Origin of the sequence: Virgibacillus oceani (assembly GCF_014638995.1) — a bacterium.
GTDB lineage: Bacteria > Bacillota > Bacilli > Bacillales > Amphibacillaceae > Virgibacillus_E > Virgibacillus_E oceani.
Map to the genome: position 1 here is coordinate 110,699 of NZ_BMFR01000003.1, position 19,198 is coordinate 129,896.

The following is a 19,198-nucleotide window of genomic DNA, read 5'->3' on the forward strand; positions in this document are numbered from 1 at the left end:
TAGCACTCCTGAATATGCAAGAATCTTTTAATCAAGTTTTTCTTTAAAGAAGGAGTCATTCTCAAGTAGAACACGCAAATTATGAAATTCTTCATTCTCCTCAAGCATGTTTGTTTCAATAATTTCTTGTGCATCATTCCGTGCCGTTTCTAACGCACGATAATCATGAATCATATCAGCTACTTTGAATTCCGGAATTCCGCTTTGTTTCTTTCCAAAAAAATCTCCTGGACCACGCAGTTTTAAATCCTGTTCCGATAATTCAAAACCGTTATTTGTTTCTGTCATGATCCTCATTCTTTCCTTACCAACTTCACCTTTTGGATCAGCAATTAATATACAATAGCTTTGCTTATCACCTCGTCCAACCCTTCCCCTTAATTGATGCAATTGGGATAGGCCGAATCTTTCTGCATCGTAAATGACCATTATGGTTGCATTCGGTACATTTACACCAACCTCAACAACAGTAGTAGAAACAAGCACTTGTATCTCGTTTGCCGCAAACTGCTTCATCACACCCTCTTTTTCATCTGCAGAAAGTCTTCCGTGCATTAAACCAACATTCACTGTCGGGGGATAAAATTCTTCGAGCTGGTGGAACAAATCAATCGCATTTTGAATATCCAATTTGTCGGATTCCTCAATGAGCGGACAAATGACATATGCCTGTTCGCCAGCAGAAACTTGTTTTTCGATAAAATGCAATACACGGTCAAGCGTATTTTCTTTCGTCCAATATGTTTCAATTTCTTTTCTGCCAGATGGCATTTCGTCAATAACGGATACATCCATATCCCCAAACGCTGTAATGGCTAATGTTCGCGGGATAGGTGTTGCTGTCATGAACAAAACATCCGGATTAAGACCTTTGTCACGCAATATTCGACGTTGTTCAACACCAAAACGATGCTGCTCATCAACGATTGAAAAACCTAAATCACAGAAATTAACATCATCTTGAATTAATGCATGTGTTCCAACAACAATATCTGCCTCTTGTGCTTCAACCGCAGTTAAAATTTCCCGTCGTTTTTTTCCTTTTACAGAACCTGTTAACAGAACGATTTTTGCCCTATCACCGAATAACGCCTTTAATGATTGATAATGCTGTTCCGCTAATATTTCTGTTGGAACCATCAAGGCACCTTGTTTTCCAGCGGTAATGGATGCATATAAAGCAATTGCTGCTACTGCTGTTTTCCCTGATCCAACATCCCCCTGCAATAGCCTGTTCATTCTGTATGGCGATTTCATATCAGACAAAATCTGACCCAATGAACGATTTTGAGCATTTGTTAATGGGAATGGAAAAGTTTGAATAAAATTTTGTACCATGGCTGGATCATAGGATTGTGCGTTACCTTGTGTAGACTCTCTTTTAAGCTTGCGCAACAATTGCATTTTAAGCTGAAATAACAGAAATTCTTCATATGTAAATCTTCTACGTGCATGTTTAAGTAATAAACGATTTTTTGGAAAATGCATTGTTGCTAAAGCATCCCGGCGAGTGGGTAATTTGTAAGCAGTTAAATAGCTCAATGGCAAAATTTCCTGTATTTGATTTCCATAATCTTTTAATGCACTTGTAATTGATTTTTTTAATTTGATATTCGTGATATTGCCTTTTAGGGAATACATCGGTTGTATTGCATCGTGATTTTCTGCCGGTCCTTTTTTATAATTACTGACCGTGATTTGCAAACGATGCGCATCCCATTTACCCGTTAATGTGACAACATCATGCATGTTTAGCTGTTTTTTAGCAAAAGCGCGGTTGAACATCACTGCTTTAATCGCAACATTTTCCACCTCGACTGTAAAGGTAAGACGAGATTTTTTCTTTCCATAAAAAGTAAGGGAAGGCATGTTCACTAACCTTCCCTCAATGGTAACTTTATCATCATGAATTAACTCACTAAGTGGCTTAATTTCATAAACATCATATCGGTAGGGAAAATAAAACAGTAAATCGTGGACAGTATAGATGTTAATATCCTCTAGCTCCAGAGCAAATTTTTCGCCAACACCTTTGACATTTTCAATTGAATCACTAAGCATTTTGAATCACTCTTTCGATACTGACATTCCAAATATTTTTTCTTTTAACGCTTGACCGGTTGGTGTGGCGGCAAGTCCTCCTTCACCAGTTTCCCTCAAAACGGATGGCATTTGTTTTCCAATACGATACATTGCGCCAATCACTTCATCACATGGAATTCTGCTTGTCACTCCCGCTAGAGCCATGTCAGCAGATACAATAGCAAGTGAAGATCCCGCCGCATTGCGTTTTACACATGGTACCTCTACTAATCCCGCTACAGGATCACAAACTAATCCCAGCATGTTTTTTAATGTGATTGCAAATGCATCCGCGCATTGCTGTGGTGTCCCGCCTGCCATTTCAACAATCGCTGCAGAAGCCATTGCTCCAGCTGAACCAACCTCTGCTTGACAGCCGCCAGCTGCACCAGAAATGAATGCGTTGTTCGCAACAACAAAGCCGAATGCACCTGAAGTGAATAAATATCGAATCATTTGGTCGCGCGTTGGATTTAATTGATTTTTCACTGCGAACAATGTCCCTGGCACACATCCCGCACTTCCTGCTGTAGGAGTTGCACAAATCGTTCCCATTGCAGCATTTACTTCATTTGTTCCCATTGCCTTGCTCACAGCATCCATCATCAAATTACCAGATAATGGTGTTTTTTCTTTCATGTAGTTCTGGATTAATACGGCATCCCCGCCAGTTAATCCGGTTACAGACTTTACACCTTTAAGTCCATCCTCTACAGCCTTCTCCATTACATTTAAATTTTTTTCCATTTGCGCGTAAACTTCCTCACGCGATAGGTTTTTGACATCCATTTCCTGACGTATCATTACCTCAGATATTAATATATTTTCAGATTCCGCAATTTCTACCAATTCTTTTACAGTACGAAACATATGAAAACTCCTTTCTAGGTGCTTGCTAATCTAGTAACTAACTTACAATTTTTGCAATTTGAATTATATGATCGGCACTCTCTAACTCTTTTAAAACTGTATCATCTACATTTTGGTCAACCTCAATAACCATTAACGCTTCTTTCCCAACATCTTTACGATTGACTTCCATATGACCAATATTAATTTCGTATTTTGCTAGTATTTTTGTAACGGAAGCAATTGCACCAAAGCGATCGTTATGCATTATCAGGATCGCTGGATGATTACCTGATAAGCGCAGTTCAAATCCGTTTAACTCCGTAATTTCAACTTTTCCACCACCAATAGATATGCCAACCAACTCAATTTCATCCGTATCATTACCAATAATTAACCGGGCAGTATTGGGGTGATTCGTCCCTGCTGATTCTTCGATAAATTCAACATCCATATTTTTATTCTTTGCTATATCCAGTGCCTTGCTCATACGAGGGTCATCCGTATCAAACCCTAGCAGTCCGCCTACTAAAGCAAAATCTGTACCGTGTCCTTTATATGTTTTAGCAAATGATTCATATAAATAAATCCTTGCCCATTTTGGCTCTTCTCCAAATAAATTGCGTGCTGCTTTTCCAATTCTTGCAGCACCTGCAGTATGTGAACTAGAAGGTCCTATCATTACTGGACCAATAATATCAAATACAGAATTATATTTCATATGAACACCTTCTTTTTTTGTAATCGTTTACTCTTATATTGCTCTATTGTCAATTATAACAAAAACCTCTATAATAATCATTTGTGGATTATTTATAATCGGGTGGGAGAGGGATAGAAAGAATTATGAGGAGATAATATGCCTTATAACGGTAATAATGCGATACCAGATGTTGAAAAAGGTAAATGGCGTACGGAAATTATTGCTGGATTGGTTGGTTACCTTACAACGGTATACATTGTTGTTGTAAATGGATCGATTCTTAACGAGGCGGGGGTTTCACTTGAAAGTGGAATGATCGCTACTATTCTAGCAAGCTTTGTCGGCACAATTCTTATGGGACTGTTTGCTAAGCTGCCATTAATTTTAATTCCAGGAATGGGAATCAACGCGCTTTTTGCCTATTCAATCGTTGAAGGAACAGGGCTGACCTTTCAAGAGGGATTGGCAGTTGTATTAATCGCTTCTGTCATCTTTCTAATTACAGCATTCACTAAGTTAGGAATTCTGTTAAAGGAAGCAATCCCTGGTTCCTTAAAGCATGCAATTACAGTAGGCTTAGGTTTTTTCTTAATTTTAATCGGTTTAGAGAAAAGCGGGCTCGTTGTAAGTGGAGAGCACACCATTATTGCAATTGGTGATTTCACTTCCCCAACGTTTATCGTTAGTTTGCTGACATTATTTTTGGCGATATTTTTATTTATTAAAAATGTCCCTGCAAACTTTTTGATTACAATGATTGGCGGAACAGTGCTTGCGTATATTTTTGGCGTTCTTGATTATGGAAATGGCAATCTGACTGTTCATCTGAATGAGTTTATGTGGATTCCATCGTTTACAGCACTAGATGATTTGTCGTTTTGGCTCGCGATATTCCCTTTAGCAATGATCCTTATTTTTGAAAATATGGGATTATTAAATGGACAGCTTCAAATGCTTAAGCGGGATAACAGTTATAGCAAATCATATCAAGTTACCGCCTTTTCATCGCTGATATGCGCCTTTTTAGGTACATCACCTACAGTTTCAGCGGCAGAAAACGCAGCTGTAATTGCGTCTAAGGGAAAAACAGGTAAAGCGGCTATTACAGCAGGTATACTGTTTTTAGCAACGCTCTTTATTATTCCCTGGATTTCAATGATTCCGAACACAGCTATTAGTCCGATTTTAATCATTGTTGGAGTGTTAATGGCACAGAATATCCGCCATATATCACTCGATGATTTATCGGAAGCATTGCCTGCATTTTTAATTGCTGTGATGATTCCGTTTACGTACAGCATTGCTGATGGAATGGCCTTTGGTTTTATTGCTTATCCAATTGTAAAGATTGCCCTTGGAAAACAAAAGGAATTATCAACAGCATTAATCGTTATTTCATCGCTGTTTTTATTTGATTTTTTAATGAAGATTGCAGGGTTATAAGATTGGTAGTGACTGGGTCGAAAGTATTTTAGTCAAAGAGAAATCCGAACTATAAATTCTTCTATTTGAATTGTATAGTTCGGATTTCTCTTTTTTTTGGTTATTCGTAATCCCTACTGCGAATTGTCCGTAAACTGCGACGTAAGTATTACATTTTGCGATGCTCTTCGATTTCGCAGGCCGTATCAGTAGGTGATGCGGCCTTTGTTTCAATACTACTATTCAACTGAAAAGATATATGAATAGATCGGCTGATTCCCATTGTGGAGTTCAACCTCTACATCCGCATATGTTTCTTCAACAAAATCAACCAGTTCTTTTGCTTCTTCGTCATTTACATCTTCCCCATACAAAATGGTTAGAATTTCATCGTCCTCTGTAATCATCTCAGCGAGCAGTGCTTTTACTGCTTCAAATTTGTCCTGATGTGTCGCTTTAATTTTGCCATCAGCGATACCCATGAAGTTACCGTTTTCGATCGTAATGCCATCAATTTGTGTATCACGAACAGCATATGTAACCTGTCCAGTTTTAACTTGTGATCTTGCTTGATCCATTGCTTCTTTGTTTTCGCTTATACCTGCATCTGGATGGAATGCAAGCATTGCACTAATACCCTGTGGAATTGTTTTAGTCGGAACAACTTGTACGTTTTCTTCTGCCAAATCCGCTGCTTGATCAGCAGCCATAATAATGTTCTTGTTATTCGGTAATATCAGTACATTTTTAGCGTTTGCCTCTTTAATTGCATCAGAAATATCTTGTGTGCTAGGGTTCATTGTCTGACCACCCTCAATTACTACTGTAGCTCCGAGACTTTCAAGCAATGCCTTCAAGCCACTGCCCATTGCAACTGTCACAATTGCATATTCAGCTTTTTCTTTTAATTCCGGCTTCGCCTCTTTTTCACCAACGATTGAGGTATGCTGTTCACGCATATTTTCAATCTTCATGTTTATCAGACTGCCGTAACGCTGGCCAATTGTCAGAACTGAACCGGGGTATTCTGCATGGACATGAACTTTTACAATCTCATCATCTGCCACTACTAATAAAGAATCGCCGTGGTCACTTAATTCATTGCGAAAATCTTCCTCACTAAAAGGATTCTCATCCACTTTTTCTTTTTCAAATTTAACCATAAATTCTGTACAATAGCCAAATTCGATATCAGAAGTATTCATAAAGTCCTGAGCAATTTTATGATGTTCTGCATTTACCATTTCATCCATTCCAACATCACTAGCATCCTCAGGAAGTTCCTCGCCTTTTAATGCCGCTAGAAATCCTTCGTAAATCGTGACCAAGCCCTGTCCGCCAGAGTCAACCACACCGACTTCCTTTAATACAGGAAGTAAATCTGGTGTGCGCTTTAATGAAGCTTTTGCCTCTTTTAATACTTTTTCCATGAATACAATTACATCATTTTCCCGCTTCGCTTCTTTTACAGCAATTTTTGCGGCATCTTTTGCAACCGTTAAAATCGTACCTTCCACAGGTTTCATTACAGCTTTATAGGCTGTAGCGACACCGCTGTCTAAAGCTTCTGCCAGGTCCTTAACTGTTAATTCATGCTTTTTCTCTGTACCCTTTGCAAAGCCTCGAAATAACTGTGATAGAATTACCCCGGAATTTCCCCTGGCACCCATTAGCAAACCTTTTGCAAAAGCCTGTGCAACTTCTGATACATGATCGGTTTTTGTATTCTTTACCTCTTTGGCACCAGAGGTCATCGATAAATTCATATTTGTACCTGTATCTCCATCCGGAACCGGAAATACATTAAGTGCGTCAATTTTCTTAGCATTATTCGTTAAATGGTGTGCTCCTGAGAGTACCATTTGTGCAAACGTCCTGCCATCTAACGTTCGTACCGTCACTACTTCTTCCTCCTTCTTGACCGAAACTAGCAAAGGTTATTCCTTCGCTACCCGAACCCCCTGTATATAAATATTTACAGAGCCAATCGATAATCCTAATGTTTTATTTAGTGTGTATTTGACTTGAGATTGAACGTTATGTGCTATTTCTGATATTTTGGTACCATAGCTTACAATAATATACATATCAATATGAAGACTATCACCATCTTGTCTTACTACGACGCCTCTTGAAAAGTTTTCTTTTCTCAAAATTTCAGCAATACCATCTTTTATCTGGCTTTTAGAGGCCATTCCGACAATGCCGTAACACTCAATTGCTGCACCTCCGGCAATAGTTGCAATAACATCATTTGTAATTGTTACATGACCATCATTCGTATTAAGTTCAATGGACATCATTATCCTCCTTCTATACCCACTAATTATAAGGATAGTTTACTACAAACAAATCAGTTTTAAAAGCACTCTATTTCACACATAACCCATTATAACAATGGACGAAACTAACTAAACTGTCAAGCATTTTCACTTTATAAAATCAAAAGCGAAACGGGCTTGTTCAGCTGCGACAAGCGTAATCTAAATCGCCATAAATCAAAAAGCAATTGCATTCTAGCGGCAGTTGTGATAAATTGTATTAGTAATAATTGACGCATGTTAAGAGTAAGGAGGGATACCATGGCTAGAAAATGTGTTGTTACTGGACGTAAAACTCGCAGTGGAAATCAACGCTCTCACGCTATGAATTCCAATAAACGTAATTGGAAAGCTAATGTACAAAAAGTTCGTATTATGGTAGACGGGAAACCTAAACGTGTTTATGTTTCCGCACGTGGACTTAAATCTGGTAAAGTTGAGCGCGTATAAGTTATCGTTCCATCAAAGCTGTTGCTTTGGCATGGTAAATCAAAAGCACCCTATTTGGGTGCTTTTTTAATATACTATTAAATATACGTGCTCTGGCAACAAAAAAATGAGCTTCTGCCAATTAATTTGACAAAAGCAAGCATTATCCTATTTATCTTTCTTAAACACACCAATTACAACTCGAACAAATCCGCCAATTACCCTTGGGAGCTTAATCGTATAAAATTTCAATGAGTCCCCTCCTCTAAATACAAACACAGCTTACTTTGGAATCGTTTCATCTGTGGCATCACGACTCTTTATTAGTAATAATATGCCTTTGCTAAATGAAAAAGTACCATTTTTTAAAAGAAGCTTGTTTGATATACAAAGAGTAGAACCCCAAGAAATAGTCTGATCAGCTAGAGGATAATAAAAACCTTCTAATGTTAACCCCTCTATATTTTCGGTAAATGGGACAAATGAGATATTTGGGTAGTTTTCATTAAACGTAATTTGATATTTACCTGGGTTCACCATTTCAAGCTGATTATTTTTGTCTGCAATAATTCCCTTAATATTATTTTTATTTATGGAATAAAGCGTTTGTATATTTATCAGTTCATGATCTATTCTTCCACCAGTCACACCTAATAAATAAATTGTGTCAGGATTTAATTCATATGCTTTTAAAATAGCAATTTCTAAATCAGTCTGATCTTTTTCCGCTGGATATTCCGAAAAATTTCTAGCATACTTCTGGATCTGTTCTTTTTCATGTACACTGATGGAATCAAAGTCACCAACCGCGTAATCCGGGATAATTTGATTTTCAACTAATGTATACGCCCCACGATCGGCCCCGATCCATAAATCTATGATCTCCCGGTACAACGTTAAATCTGGAAGTAATTCTATCGGTCCATTTCCTACAATCGCAATCGCAGTCATTATTTACCCCTGTGCTGCTTGCATAATAGCTTTTATTGCCTGTCCACGGTCTTCTTTATTAAATACCGCACTACCTGCAACCAATACATCTGCTCCAGCATCTGTACATAGCTTAGCAGTATTGACATTGACTCCGCCATCAATTTCAATTTCGAATGATAGCCCTAATTCTTTTCTCCATGCATTGATTTTTTCTACCTTTTTAATAACACTCTGAATAAATGATTGTCCACCAAATCCAGGATTGACTGTCATTAACAACACTAAATCTACCTCAGGCAAAACTTCTTTAATCATCTCAGCTGGAGTGGCTGGATTGATGACAACACCTGCTTTTACATGTTGATCTTTTATTAATTGCAGTGTTCGATGCAGGTGTGGGCACGTTTCCTGATGAACGGTTATAATATCTGCCCCAGCACTTGCAAACATTGGAATATAGGCATCCGGATTTTTAATCATTAAATGGACATCAAGCGGCAATGCTGTTACTGGTCTGATTGCTTCTACAATGAGCGGCCCGATCGTAATGTTTGGCACAAAATGCCCATCCATTACATCAACATGGATATACGCTGCTCCACCGCGTTCAACATCCTTAATTTCTTCTCCTAGTTTTGAAAAATCTGCTGATAAGATTGATGGTGCTATTTTTGTCATAATTAATACCTCGGCTTTCTATTTTGAATCTCCTCTAAGAAGGTTAGATAATGCTCATATCTAAAATGTGCAATTTCTCCTTGATCAACAGCCTGCTTAATTGCACATTTAGGCTCTTTATGATGCATACATCCTCGAAATTTACAGCTTTCTTTTCGTTCACGCATTTCCGGGAAGCAGTCTGTTAACTCTTCCATCACTATTTCATTAAATTCCAGCGAGCTGAATCCAGGTGTATCTGCCACCAAACCGCCGTTAATCTTGACTAATTCTACATGCCTAGTAGTATGCTTTCCTCTTCCAAGGCTTTTTGAGACATCACCCGTTTTTAACAGCAGTGATGGTTTTAGTGCATTTAATAATGAAGATTTTCCTACACCGGACTGTCCAGCAAATACAGATATTTTGTCAGTAAAATAATGTTCCAGCCCGGTTAATTCACTCGCTCTTTTTGACGATAGCAATTCAACAGGATAACCGATTTCCCGATAAATTTTTTCATAACCTTCAATTTGCTTTACTTGTTCATCTGTAATGACATCCATTTTTGTAATAAATATAACTGGTTTTATATCCTTTGACTCAATTAAAACTAGAAACCGATCTAACAATAATGTACTGAATTCAGGTGTAACTACAGAACTCACAATAATTGCCTGGTCAATATTTGCTATAGGCGGCCGTACTAACTCATTTGTTCTAGAATTAATCTCCTGGATATACCCCTCATCAGGATTACTTTCATCAAAAGTTACATAGTCTCCAACAAGCGGCGTGATGTTTTTATTTCGAAAAACACCACGGCCACGGCATTGGTATATTTTATCTTTTGTCTGAACATAATAAAATCCGCTTAATGCTTTGATTATTCTGCCCTCTGCCATTTATTCACCCTCTCCGTACGGAACCTTCTTATCAATAATTGTTTCATCGTCACGAATCACCTTATACTGAGCAGTTTCTCCCGGGGCAATTGTTAATGTAATCGTATAATCTGTATCTTCTGTTATTGTATCCTCTTTAAAAACATCAGATATATCGTTGTTTGCATCCTCAATATATATTCTGACTGCTTGTTGTTTTGGCTTCTCGTCTTCCTGCTGCTGATCCTGATCATCAGACTCTTCTGGCTGCTCAGGTTCCTTATATGGTACAGTGAACGTTACCGAATGTGATTTAGGCGGCTTCTCCTTAGGTCCAATGGAGATATACACATCAACAGTAGAACCTTCCTCAAGCTCTGCGTTTGGACCTGGCTCTTGTCTGATTACCTCACCTTTAGGGGTATCATCAGAATTCTCTTCGATAGCATTCATTTTAAGGTTATTGCTTTCTAAATAATCTTCAGCTTCGTCTTTAGTCATTCCTTTGAGATTGTCTAATGAAACTAACTCAGGACCCTTGCTTATTTCAAAAATCACCTTCGTTTCACTAGGTACAACTTCTGTATCGGGTGCAGGCTGTATTTGAGTAATAATTTCTCCTACCTGCTTATCCGAAAATTTTTCGATTGGAATTATTTCATCGTACCCTGCTTCTTCCAGTAACCTTTCAACCTGACTGAAGTCATCTCCAAGGTAATCTGGAAAAGCAACTTTTTCCTTACCCGAACTCACAAAAACGGTAACCTTTGATCCTTCTTTCACAGTTTTTCCGAATCGCGGATTAGTTTTTATCACAATACCTTCTTCAACATCCTCGGAAGGAATCACCTCTTTTTCAGGTTTTAATTTAACCGACTCTAATTCGTTCACTGCATCCTCATACTCCATATTAGCTACATCTGGAACATCAACCTCAGCGGGCTGCAATAAATCTGGTAATACAAATAATGCAGCAATACCCGTTGCAAGCAGCATAAATAAGACCACAAGTATAATGATCCACTTTTTCTTCTTACTTTTATTTTTCTTTTTTTTATCTTTCTTTTTAATTTTTTTATTCTTTTTAGCTTTCACTGGTTGTTCATCCTGATCGCCTGCATATTTTTGTGTATTGCCATTCGTATGGTGTACTATCGTGTTTTGATTGGTGTGCTGCTGCATTTGATTATCTGTAATGATTGGAATCGCTTTTGTTTCCTCGCCGATTTCAACTGGTGGAGCATATTTTTCTTCATTCAATTTACTTGGATCCAATGCTGTTTCAAGTGCATCTTCCATTTCATAAACCGTTTCATATCTGTGAAAAGGATCCTTTGCTGTTGCTTTTAGGACAACATTTTCAACACTTTGTGGTACATCCTGGTTAAACCTTCTTACGGATGGTGTATCGTTTTGCAAATGTTTTAGCGCGATTGATACTGGCGATTGACCTGAAAATGGCAATCGTGCAGTTAACAATTCGAACAGAACGATACCAAGCGAATAGATGTCCGATTTTTTCGTAGCCATTCCGCCTCGTGCTTGTTCGGGTGACAAATAGTGAACAGATCCTAAAATGGAATTGGTCTGCGTCAATGATGTCGCACTTAAAGCAACAGCTATTCCAAAATCGGTAACCTTAACCTGACCATATGTATCAATTAAAATATTCTGCGGCTTTATGTCACGATGCACGATATCATTAGCATGTGCATGTGCAATGGCAGAAGTGATTTGCTTCATAATATCCAATGATTCCTGAACCTCAATCGGTCCGTATTTTTGTATGTATTCCTTCAATGTCATTCCGTCAACATATTCCATTACCATATATAAATAATGGTCTTCTTCACCAACGTCATAAATATTGACAATATTTGGATGTGAAAGACTTGTTGCTGATTGTGCTTCGCGGTCAAACCGGGCAATAAATTCGTCATCGTTTGCATATTCCAGGCGCAGTACTTTTATCGCAACGTCACGATCTAAAATAATATCATTAGCTAAGTATACATTGGCCATACCGCCGCCGCCAATCGTTTCTTTAATGCGATACCGCTCATTTAACAGGTGTCCTTTTAACACGATGTTTCACCTTCTTTCTTGGGAGCATCATGCTGAACGATAACGAGGGAAATATTATCCTCGCCTCCTAATTCATTTGCTAAATCGACCATTTTTTGCGCTGTCTCATTGATATCGGAATCTAATTTAAGGAAATTAAAAAGATTTTCATCAGAAACTTTATTTGTTAATCCGTCGGAGCATAACAGCAGTTTATCCCCAAGCTCCCAGCCAATAGATTGTATATCGGCAGCTACATTTTCCTCCGTACCCAGTGCCTTTAAAATTAAATTTTTTCTAGGATGATGTTCTGCATCTTCCTTTGTTATTTGTCCCGATCGCACTAATTCATTAACTAATGAATGGTCTTCCGTTACTTGACTAAACCCGCTTTCGTTAAGCATATAAATACGACTGTCACCAATGTGTGCAGTTGTGACAAATTCATCTGTACAAATAGCAATTACTGCAGTCGTACCCATTCCATTACATTCCTCTTTTTGCAATGCGTGGTCATAGATCGTTTTATTCATTTCCAGCACAGTTTTCGTCAGCCATTCCTCGGTTTCTTCCGGTGAATGCAGCTTATTGCTATCAATCCATTTCTTTTGAATAACTGATGTTGCCATTTCACTCGCCACATCCCCAGCCTGATGGCCCCCCATACCATCAGCAATGATCGCTAGAAACTGTCCATCTTGATTAAAAAATATCCCCCCGGCGTCTTCATTATGACTCCGGATCTGACCACGATCCGTTAGAAATTTACCTATCATTCTTTCACCCCTTAAAAACAGCAGATAACCACCCGTTTATCCAATTTAACTCTATTATTACACGAAATTGCATGATAAAGAACACTTTTTGACATATTTTTCTTCTTATTAGTTAAGATTTTCTAATTAACCTTGTAAGAAAAAATCCATCTGTTTGAAATGTCTGCGGAAAAAGCTGAAGGCCATAATCCGTTATGCCAGGTGACTGTTCAAAAATAGTCGGCAATTCTTCAAAAAACTCTGTATCGATATGATAGTCTGGATGTTCTTCCAAAAAACTTTTGACTACCCCTTCATTTTCTTCCCTATCAACCGTACACGTACTGTAGATTAATCGGCCGCCTTTTTTCAATAGCGGAGCAACACGCTGTAAAATATTCAATTGGATTGCTGCTAGATTGTGTATATCTGAGGCTTGTTTCGTGTATTTAATTTCCGGTTTGCCTCGTATAACACCTAACCCGGAACATGGAGCATCAATCAAAATCCGATCAAAATTTTCTTCCCTGTGAATCGTGTGGAGTTTTCTAGCATCAGCATGATCTGCAGTGATAATCGACAGCTCAAGATCTAAAGCTTTTTTGTTTACTAATTTTGCCTTCTTCGCATGAAGATCATATGCATAGAGCTTACCTTGATTTTGCATTTTTTCAGCTATATGTGTTGCTTTCCCTCCAGGTGCACTGCAAGCGTCAAGTACGTTCATTCCTGGTCTTAAGTCAAGCATTTCTGCAACTAGCATTGAACTCTGATCTTGAATCGTGACAAATCCACTTTTAAAAAGGTCTGTTTTTAAAATATTTCCTTTTTCCACGATGATCCCTTGATCAGAAAAGTCTGACACCCTAGTTTCAAATCCTTGCTCTCTTAACACTTTCATTGCATGATCGCGTGAGATTCTGAGCGGTTGGACACGAATGGATACAGCTTTTCGCACAAGATTCGCTTCACACATTTCTTTAGTAACTTTTCCCCCATACATGAATACCCAGCGTTTAACAAGCCATTCCGGATGACTTGTTTCGATTGCAATACGTTTGACATCATCTTTCACCATTGAAGTGTCTGGAACACCATTGCGCTGTACACTGCGAAGAACACCATTTACTAATGAAGCAATTCCTTTGTGTCCTCTGCGTTTTGCAATCTCAACCGCTTCATGAATAATTGCGTGATCAGGAATTTTGTCTAAATATACCATTTGATAAACAGACATTCGAAGCAGCATCACTACCCAATCATCAAGCTTTTTCCTGGTATCGATAAATGATTCAAGATAATAGTCCAGAGTTAGCTTTCGCTGGGTCGTACCATAGACAATTTCTGTCAACAGCCCCTCATCCTTTGGAGAAACTTTGCCGGACTTTATTTCATGATCAATTAATAAATGGCTGAAACCATTATCCTTTTCAATTCGCAGAAGCAAATTTACAACTGTTTCTCTTAAGCTATACGTAATCAAATTAATTCACCCATTTTAGTCCCTGTTTTTATTCGATCTGGTGCCCCTCGCAAAAAATCACTTACTGTCATTCGTTTTTTTCCAGCAGGTTGAATTTCAGTAATACGAAGACCTTTTTTATTGCCGCAAACGACTATAAATGATGTTTTATCCACTTGGACTATCTCACCGGGAGATCCATCATAGGTTGTATTATCCATTTCCGCCCACCAAATTTTCATCGGCTTTTCCTGATAAGCAGTAAACGCAACAGGCCAAGGGTGTAATCCCCTAACTTGATTGTAAAGCTCATCATTCGGTCTATTCCAATCCATTCGCTCTTGATCCCGCTTAATATTTGATGCAAAGGTTGCCTTATTTTCATCTTGTTTCACTGGAATAATGGAACGTGTGAAAAGATCTGGCAATGTTTCCATCAATAAATCTGAACCTGCCGCTGAAAGCTTATCATGCAAGGTACCAACATGGTCATCGCTTTCGATTGGGACACGTTGCTGTGACAGAATATCCCCTGCATCCAGCTTCTCTACCATGTACATAATTGTAATACCGGTTTCTTTTTTCCCTTGTAAAATGGCATAATGTATTGGTGCACCTCCTCGTAATTCCGGCAGCAATGATGCGTGGACATTAATACAGCCAAATTCAGGTGCAGTTAACAGCTCATTAGGCAGTAATTGCCCATATGCCGCCGTTACTATCAAATCTGGCTTATAGGACAAGATTTCCTGAAATTCATTTTTTAATTTTTCCGGTTGAAAAACGGGAATTTGATTGTTTAATGCCTCTACTTTAACTGGAGGCGGTGTTAATATTTTTTTTCTGCCTTTTGGTCGGTCTGGCTGGGTTACAACTAAAACGACTTCATAAGCGGAATGGATAAGTGATTGTAATATTGGTACAGAAAAATCCGGTGTTCCCATAAAAACGATTCTTTTCAAAACGCATCCCTACTTCCTACATCAATTGATATGGCTGCATATCTACTGTGATTAATAAATCTTCTTTTCGAACTTCATCATCAAATTGCTGTATAATCTTTTTAATAAGTGCACGCAATTTTGGTTCATTTTTGTATTTTACCATGCATTGATAGCGATATCTATCTTTCATCCGTGCAATCGGTGAAGGTGTTGGCCCAAGAACAACTGTATCTTCCCCAACATGATTCACCAGCATTCGGACTATCTTTTGTGTAATTTGAACTGCCTTGATCTGATTTTGATGCGAAACAGTTACTAGTGCTAAAAATACATATGGCGGATAGTTAAATGTCTTTCGCATAGCCATTTCCCGTAAATAGAATTGGTTATAATCATAAACACTTGCCAGTTCAATACTATAATGATCCGGTGTATAGGTCTGCACGATAACTTCACCAGGCAGCTCATGCCGTCCTGCTCGTCCGCTCACCTGAGTTAATAGTTGAAATGTTTTTTCCGATGAACGAAAATCAGGTAAGTGCAGCATGGAGTCGGCCGTCAATACACCTACAAGCGTAACATTCTCAAAATCAAGACCTTTCGCAATCATTTGTGTTCCTAATAAAATGTCAGCTTCTTTATTTGCAAATTGGTTTAACAGTTTTTCATGTGCACCTTTTCTTCTTGTTGTATCTACATCCATTCGAATCACACGTGCCTCTGGAATTAATTGTGTCAATGATTCTTCAACTCGCTGTGTCCCTGTACCAAAATAACGAATCAAATCACTATTGCATTCAGGACAATTTAACGGCATTGGTTCCTCATATGAACAATAATGACATTTTAATTGATTGCTATTTTTATGATAGGTTAACGCGATATCACAATGCGGGCATTCTTTAACATGGCCACAGTCACGGCACATAACGAAAGTAGAATAACCTCGTCGATTTAATAATAGGACAATTTGTTCTTTTCTCTCCATACTTTGTTCAATTTTATCCTTAAGGCTACGTGAAAACATCGTTCGGTTACCCGCGTGAAGTTCATTACGCATATCAACGATTTCTACTTTTGGCATTGCTTTCTCGTTTGTTCGTTTGTCTAATGCGGCTAATTGATAAACACCTTTTTGTGCTCTTGCATACGATTCCAGCGTTGGTGTCGCACTGCCTAAGATGACTGGACAATGATGATGTTCTCCACGGTGAATGGCAACATCGCGCGCATGGTAGCGTGGCTGGTCCTCTTGTTTATAGCTTGTTTCATGTTCCTCGTCAATAATGATGATGCCGAGATTCTCAAAAGGGGCAAAGATGGCTGACCTTGCTCCTACAACCACTTGGACTTCTTTTCGGTGAATCCGTCGCCATTCATCATATTTCTCCCCGCTTGATAACGCACTGTGCATCACCGCAACATTGGAACCAAACCTTCCCTTAAACCGACGAACCATTTGCGGGGTAAGTGAAATTTCCGGAACTAGTACGATCGCTTCTTTCCCCTTATTAATCACATCTTGAATTGCCTGTAAGTAGATTTCTGTCTTCCCGCTCCCGGTAACGCCGTGCACTAAAAATACATCATGTTCATTCGCAGCAATTTTTTGTTTGATTGGTGTAATTGCCTGCTGCTGCTGATCGGTAAGCCTTAGAGGGATTGTCGATTCAAATTTTGTATCATTGTATGGATTCCGTAAAACCTCTACTTTATATGTTGTTACAAGCTTTCTGTCTTGCAATATTTTAATCGTTGAACGTGTTGTTTGCATTTCATTCATGAATTTCTGAAGTTCGACCGGCTCAGAGTTTTCAATGAAAAATGCTACAATTTCCCGTTGTTTTTTTGCTTTTTTGGATAAATCGTTATAAGCTTCCTCCAACAAATGCATCGGACATGAGGATTTTATCATGGTCACATGCTTTTTTGTGATTTTCGATTTGACAAGATAATTAACTGCCACATCCCCATCATGAATTGCCTTTTGTAATTGATAATAGCTAATTTCGGAACCTGTAAACTCTTCATATGGAAGAATATCACGTCCTGCAAAAACCATTTCCAATTCATGTGATAGATCCGCTTCTGTCATTTTCACAAGCTCTTTTTTGTATTGGGATTTTAAAACTTGCGGAAGCATTGCCTGAAAAGAGGTGATATATAAGCTTAATGTTTCATCAGCAAGCCATTTTCCAAGCCCAAGTAATTCGGGTGTCAAAACAGGAGTTATGTCCAAAACTTCGGTTATATTTTTCAATCCTTTAAATGCAGACTTAGCCTTTCTGCCGACGACAAACCCCATTATTTTCCTAGGTCCAAATGGAACGATTACCCGCATACCACTCTCGAGCACATCCTGAAACCGTTCTGGGATCTTATAATCAAACGTTTGATTTATAGAGCTTGCCGGAACATCAACAATAACGCTTGCTATATTCACTTTGCTTCATCCTTTATATCGCGTTCGATAAATTTCAACAATCGTTCAGCAACCACTCTTTTTGATGCTAATTCAATCTCTTCTGGATGTAATGATTTATTTACGTACGTTACAATATTGGTATCCCCGTCAAAACCAGCTCCTTCAGCAGAAACATTGTTGATTACGACAGCATCTAAATTCTTTTTCGCTAATTTCCCAATCCCATATTCCAATGGATTAGTAGTTTCTGCTGCAAAGCCAACCAAGAATTGAAGCGTTTTTTTCTCACCAAGTGATTGCAGAATATCCTGCGTTCGCTCCATTTCAATTTGCCAGTTGCCTTGTCCTTTTTTCATTTTCTCGTCATGTACAAGCTTCGGACGATAATCTGCGACAGCTGCTGCTTTAATCACAATGTCATTATTTGGAAAATGCTTGTGCATGACATCGTACATTTCCGCTGCTGTCACAACGTCAATACGATGGATTTGTTTGTTTGAAAGTTCTAGTTTAACAGGACCTGCAACAAGTGTTACCTCGGCTCCAAAGTCAGCTGCAGCCTCTGCAAGCGCAAATCCCATTTTACCTGACGAGTGATTAGTAAAAAATCGCACTGGATCAATTTTCTCTCGCGTTGGTCCAGCTGAAATTAATACTTTCCTTCCTGTCAGCAATGAATTGGATGCCTGATGATTTCGAACCGCTTCTATGATGCTTTCTGGTTCCTCCAGTCGTCCTTTGCCAATCCATCCACATGCAAGGTACCCCGCTCCAGGCTCAATAAAGTGATAGCCCCATCCTTCAAGCCGCTTCATATTTCGAATAACAGCTGGGTGCGCGTACATATTAACATTCATAGCAGGCGCAATATATACACTGGCCTGCGCTGCAAGTAATGTAGTTGAAAGCATATCATCTGCAGTACCGTTTGCTAGTTTACCAATTATATTGGCTGTTGCTGGAGCGATAATAATGATATCAGCCCAGTCAGCTACATCAATATGTGCAATTTTTTGGGGATCTTTTTCATCAAATGTATCTATGTAAACGGGGTTTCTTGACAGAGCTTGAAATGTTAAAGGAGACACAAATTCGGTCGCATTTTCTGTCATCATAACTTTGACGTTCGCACCCTGTTGTGTTAGCTTACTGGTGAGCGCACATGCCTTATATGCGGCAATTCCTCCCGAGACCCCTAAAAGAATATTCTTGTTTTGAACCATCCTGCTCGCCCCTTTCAAATCAATTGTTCCTTTTGTTTAGTTATA

At 38.6% G+C, this 19,198-nt stretch carries 17 protein-coding genes; 2 read left to right on the top strand and 15 right to left on the bottom strand.

The window, feature by feature from the left end; translation table 11 throughout:
- Positions 1-27: 27 nt before the first annotated feature.
- The 3 genes from recG to sdaAB are packed head-to-tail and all read right to left on the bottom strand — an operon-like array spanning position 28 to position 3,652.
- Positions 28-2,061 carry an ATP-dependent DNA helicase RecG gene (recG, locus tag IEV74_RS05840; RefSeq protein ID WP_188454427.1) on the bottom strand — a complete coding sequence of 678 codons (2,034 nt, stop codon included), beginning with the start codon at positions 2,059-2,061 and terminating at the stop codon, positions 28-30.
- 6 nt (positions 2,062-2,067) lie between these two features.
- Positions 2,068-2,952: an L-serine ammonia-lyase, iron-sulfur-dependent, subunit alpha gene (gene sdaAA, locus IEV74_RS05845; RefSeq protein ID WP_188454428.1), complete on the bottom strand. Its 885-nt coding sequence runs from the start codon at positions 2,950-2,952 to the stop codon at positions 2,068-2,070.
- Between the two features lie 37 nt (positions 2,953-2,989).
- Positions 2,990-3,652, bottom strand: a complete 663-nt coding sequence (sdaAB, locus tag IEV74_RS05850; RefSeq protein WP_188454429.1) for an L-serine ammonia-lyase, iron-sulfur-dependent subunit beta — start codon at positions 3,650-3,652, stop codon at positions 2,990-2,992.
- Between the two features lie 138 nt (positions 3,653-3,790).
- Here sdaAB and IEV74_RS05855 point away from each other — a divergent pair, with 138 nt between their 5' ends.
- The gene (locus IEV74_RS05855) at positions 3,791-5,077 is read left to right on the top strand and encodes an NCS2 family permease (protein ID WP_188454430.1); all 1,287 of its coding nucleotides are present in this window, start codon (positions 3,791-3,793) and stop codon (positions 5,075-5,077) included.
- 218 nt (positions 5,078-5,295) lie between these two features.
- On the opposite strand, the gene fakA is transcribed toward IEV74_RS05855, so the two are convergent.
- Together fakA and IEV74_RS05865 are read right to left on the bottom strand one after the other, a co-directional pair.
- Positions 5,296-6,957: a DAK2 domain-containing protein gene (fakA, locus tag IEV74_RS05860; RefSeq protein ID WP_188454431.1), complete on the bottom strand. Its 1,662-nt coding sequence runs from the start codon at positions 6,955-6,957 to the stop codon at positions 5,296-5,298.
- Between the two features lie 36 nt (positions 6,958-6,993).
- A complete protein-coding gene (locus IEV74_RS05865; RefSeq protein ID WP_188454432.1) occupies positions 6,994-7,356 on the bottom strand; it encodes an Asp23/Gls24 family envelope stress response protein in 363 nt (120 codons plus the stop codon).
- Positions 7,357-7,638: 282 nt separating this feature from the next.
- Between IEV74_RS05865 and rpmB the strand changes: the two genes are divergently transcribed.
- A complete protein-coding gene (gene rpmB / locus IEV74_RS05870; protein ID WP_188454433.1) occupies positions 7,639-7,827 on the top strand; it encodes a 50S ribosomal protein L28 in 189 nt (62 codons plus the stop codon).
- Positions 7,828-7,974: 147 nt separating this feature from the next.
- Here rpmB and spoVM read toward each other — a convergent pair whose 3' ends face one another.
- From spoVM to coaBC, 10 genes are all read right to left on the bottom strand, one after another.
- On the bottom strand, positions 7,975-8,085 hold the full coding sequence (gene spoVM / locus IEV74_RS05875; RefSeq protein ID WP_229683073.1) for a stage V sporulation protein SpoVM: 111 nt from the start codon (positions 8,083-8,085) through the stop codon (positions 7,975-7,977).
- Between the two features lie 3 nt (positions 8,086-8,088).
- Positions 8,089-8,757, bottom strand: a complete 669-nt coding sequence (locus tag IEV74_RS05880; RefSeq protein WP_188454434.1) for a thiamine diphosphokinase — start codon at positions 8,755-8,757, stop codon at positions 8,089-8,091.
- A gap of 3 nt (positions 8,758-8,760) precedes the next feature.
- Complete coding sequence (rpe, locus tag IEV74_RS05885; RefSeq protein ID WP_188454435.1) at positions 8,761-9,417, bottom strand: ribulose-phosphate 3-epimerase; 657 nt, start codon at positions 9,415-9,417, stop codon at positions 8,761-8,763.
- A gap of 2 nt (positions 9,418-9,419) precedes the next feature.
- Positions 9,420-10,301, bottom strand: a complete 882-nt coding sequence (rsgA, locus tag IEV74_RS05890) for a ribosome small subunit-dependent GTPase A (protein WP_188454436.1) — start codon at positions 10,299-10,301, stop codon at positions 9,420-9,422.
- Positions 10,302-12,365: a Stk1 family PASTA domain-containing Ser/Thr kinase gene (pknB, locus tag IEV74_RS05895; RefSeq protein WP_188454437.1), complete on the bottom strand. Its 2,064-nt coding sequence runs from the start codon at positions 12,363-12,365 to the stop codon at positions 10,302-10,304.
- The gene (locus IEV74_RS05900; RefSeq protein ID WP_188454438.1) at positions 12,359-13,120 is read right to left on the bottom strand and encodes a Stp1/IreP family PP2C-type Ser/Thr phosphatase; all 762 of its coding nucleotides are present in this window, start codon (positions 13,118-13,120) and stop codon (positions 12,359-12,361) included. The genes pknB and IEV74_RS05900 overlap by 7 nt, the downstream gene beginning before the upstream one ends.
- Before the next feature lie 112 nt (positions 13,121-13,232).
- Positions 13,233-14,582, bottom strand: coding sequence for a 16S rRNA (cytosine(967)-C(5))-methyltransferase RsmB (gene rsmB / locus IEV74_RS05905; protein ID WP_188454439.1), 1,350 nt, complete (start codon positions 14,580-14,582; stop codon positions 13,233-13,235).
- Positions 14,579-15,523, bottom strand: coding sequence for a methionyl-tRNA formyltransferase (gene fmt, locus IEV74_RS05910; RefSeq protein ID WP_188454440.1), 945 nt, complete (start codon positions 15,521-15,523; stop codon positions 14,579-14,581). The genes rsmB and fmt overlap by 4 nt, the downstream gene beginning before the upstream one ends.
- A gap of 16 nt (positions 15,524-15,539) precedes the next feature.
- Positions 15,540-17,948 (bottom strand): primosomal protein N', encoded by a 2,409-nt coding sequence (gene priA / locus IEV74_RS05915; RefSeq protein WP_188454441.1) that lies wholly within the window; start codon positions 17,946-17,948, stop codon positions 15,540-15,542.
- Positions 17,945-19,153, bottom strand: a complete 1,209-nt coding sequence (coaBC, locus tag IEV74_RS05920; RefSeq protein WP_188454442.1) for a bifunctional phosphopantothenoylcysteine decarboxylase/phosphopantothenate--cysteine ligase CoaBC — start codon at positions 19,151-19,153, stop codon at positions 17,945-17,947. The genes priA and coaBC overlap by 4 nt, the downstream gene beginning before the upstream one ends.
- Between the last annotated feature and the right edge of the window lie 45 nt (positions 19,154-19,198).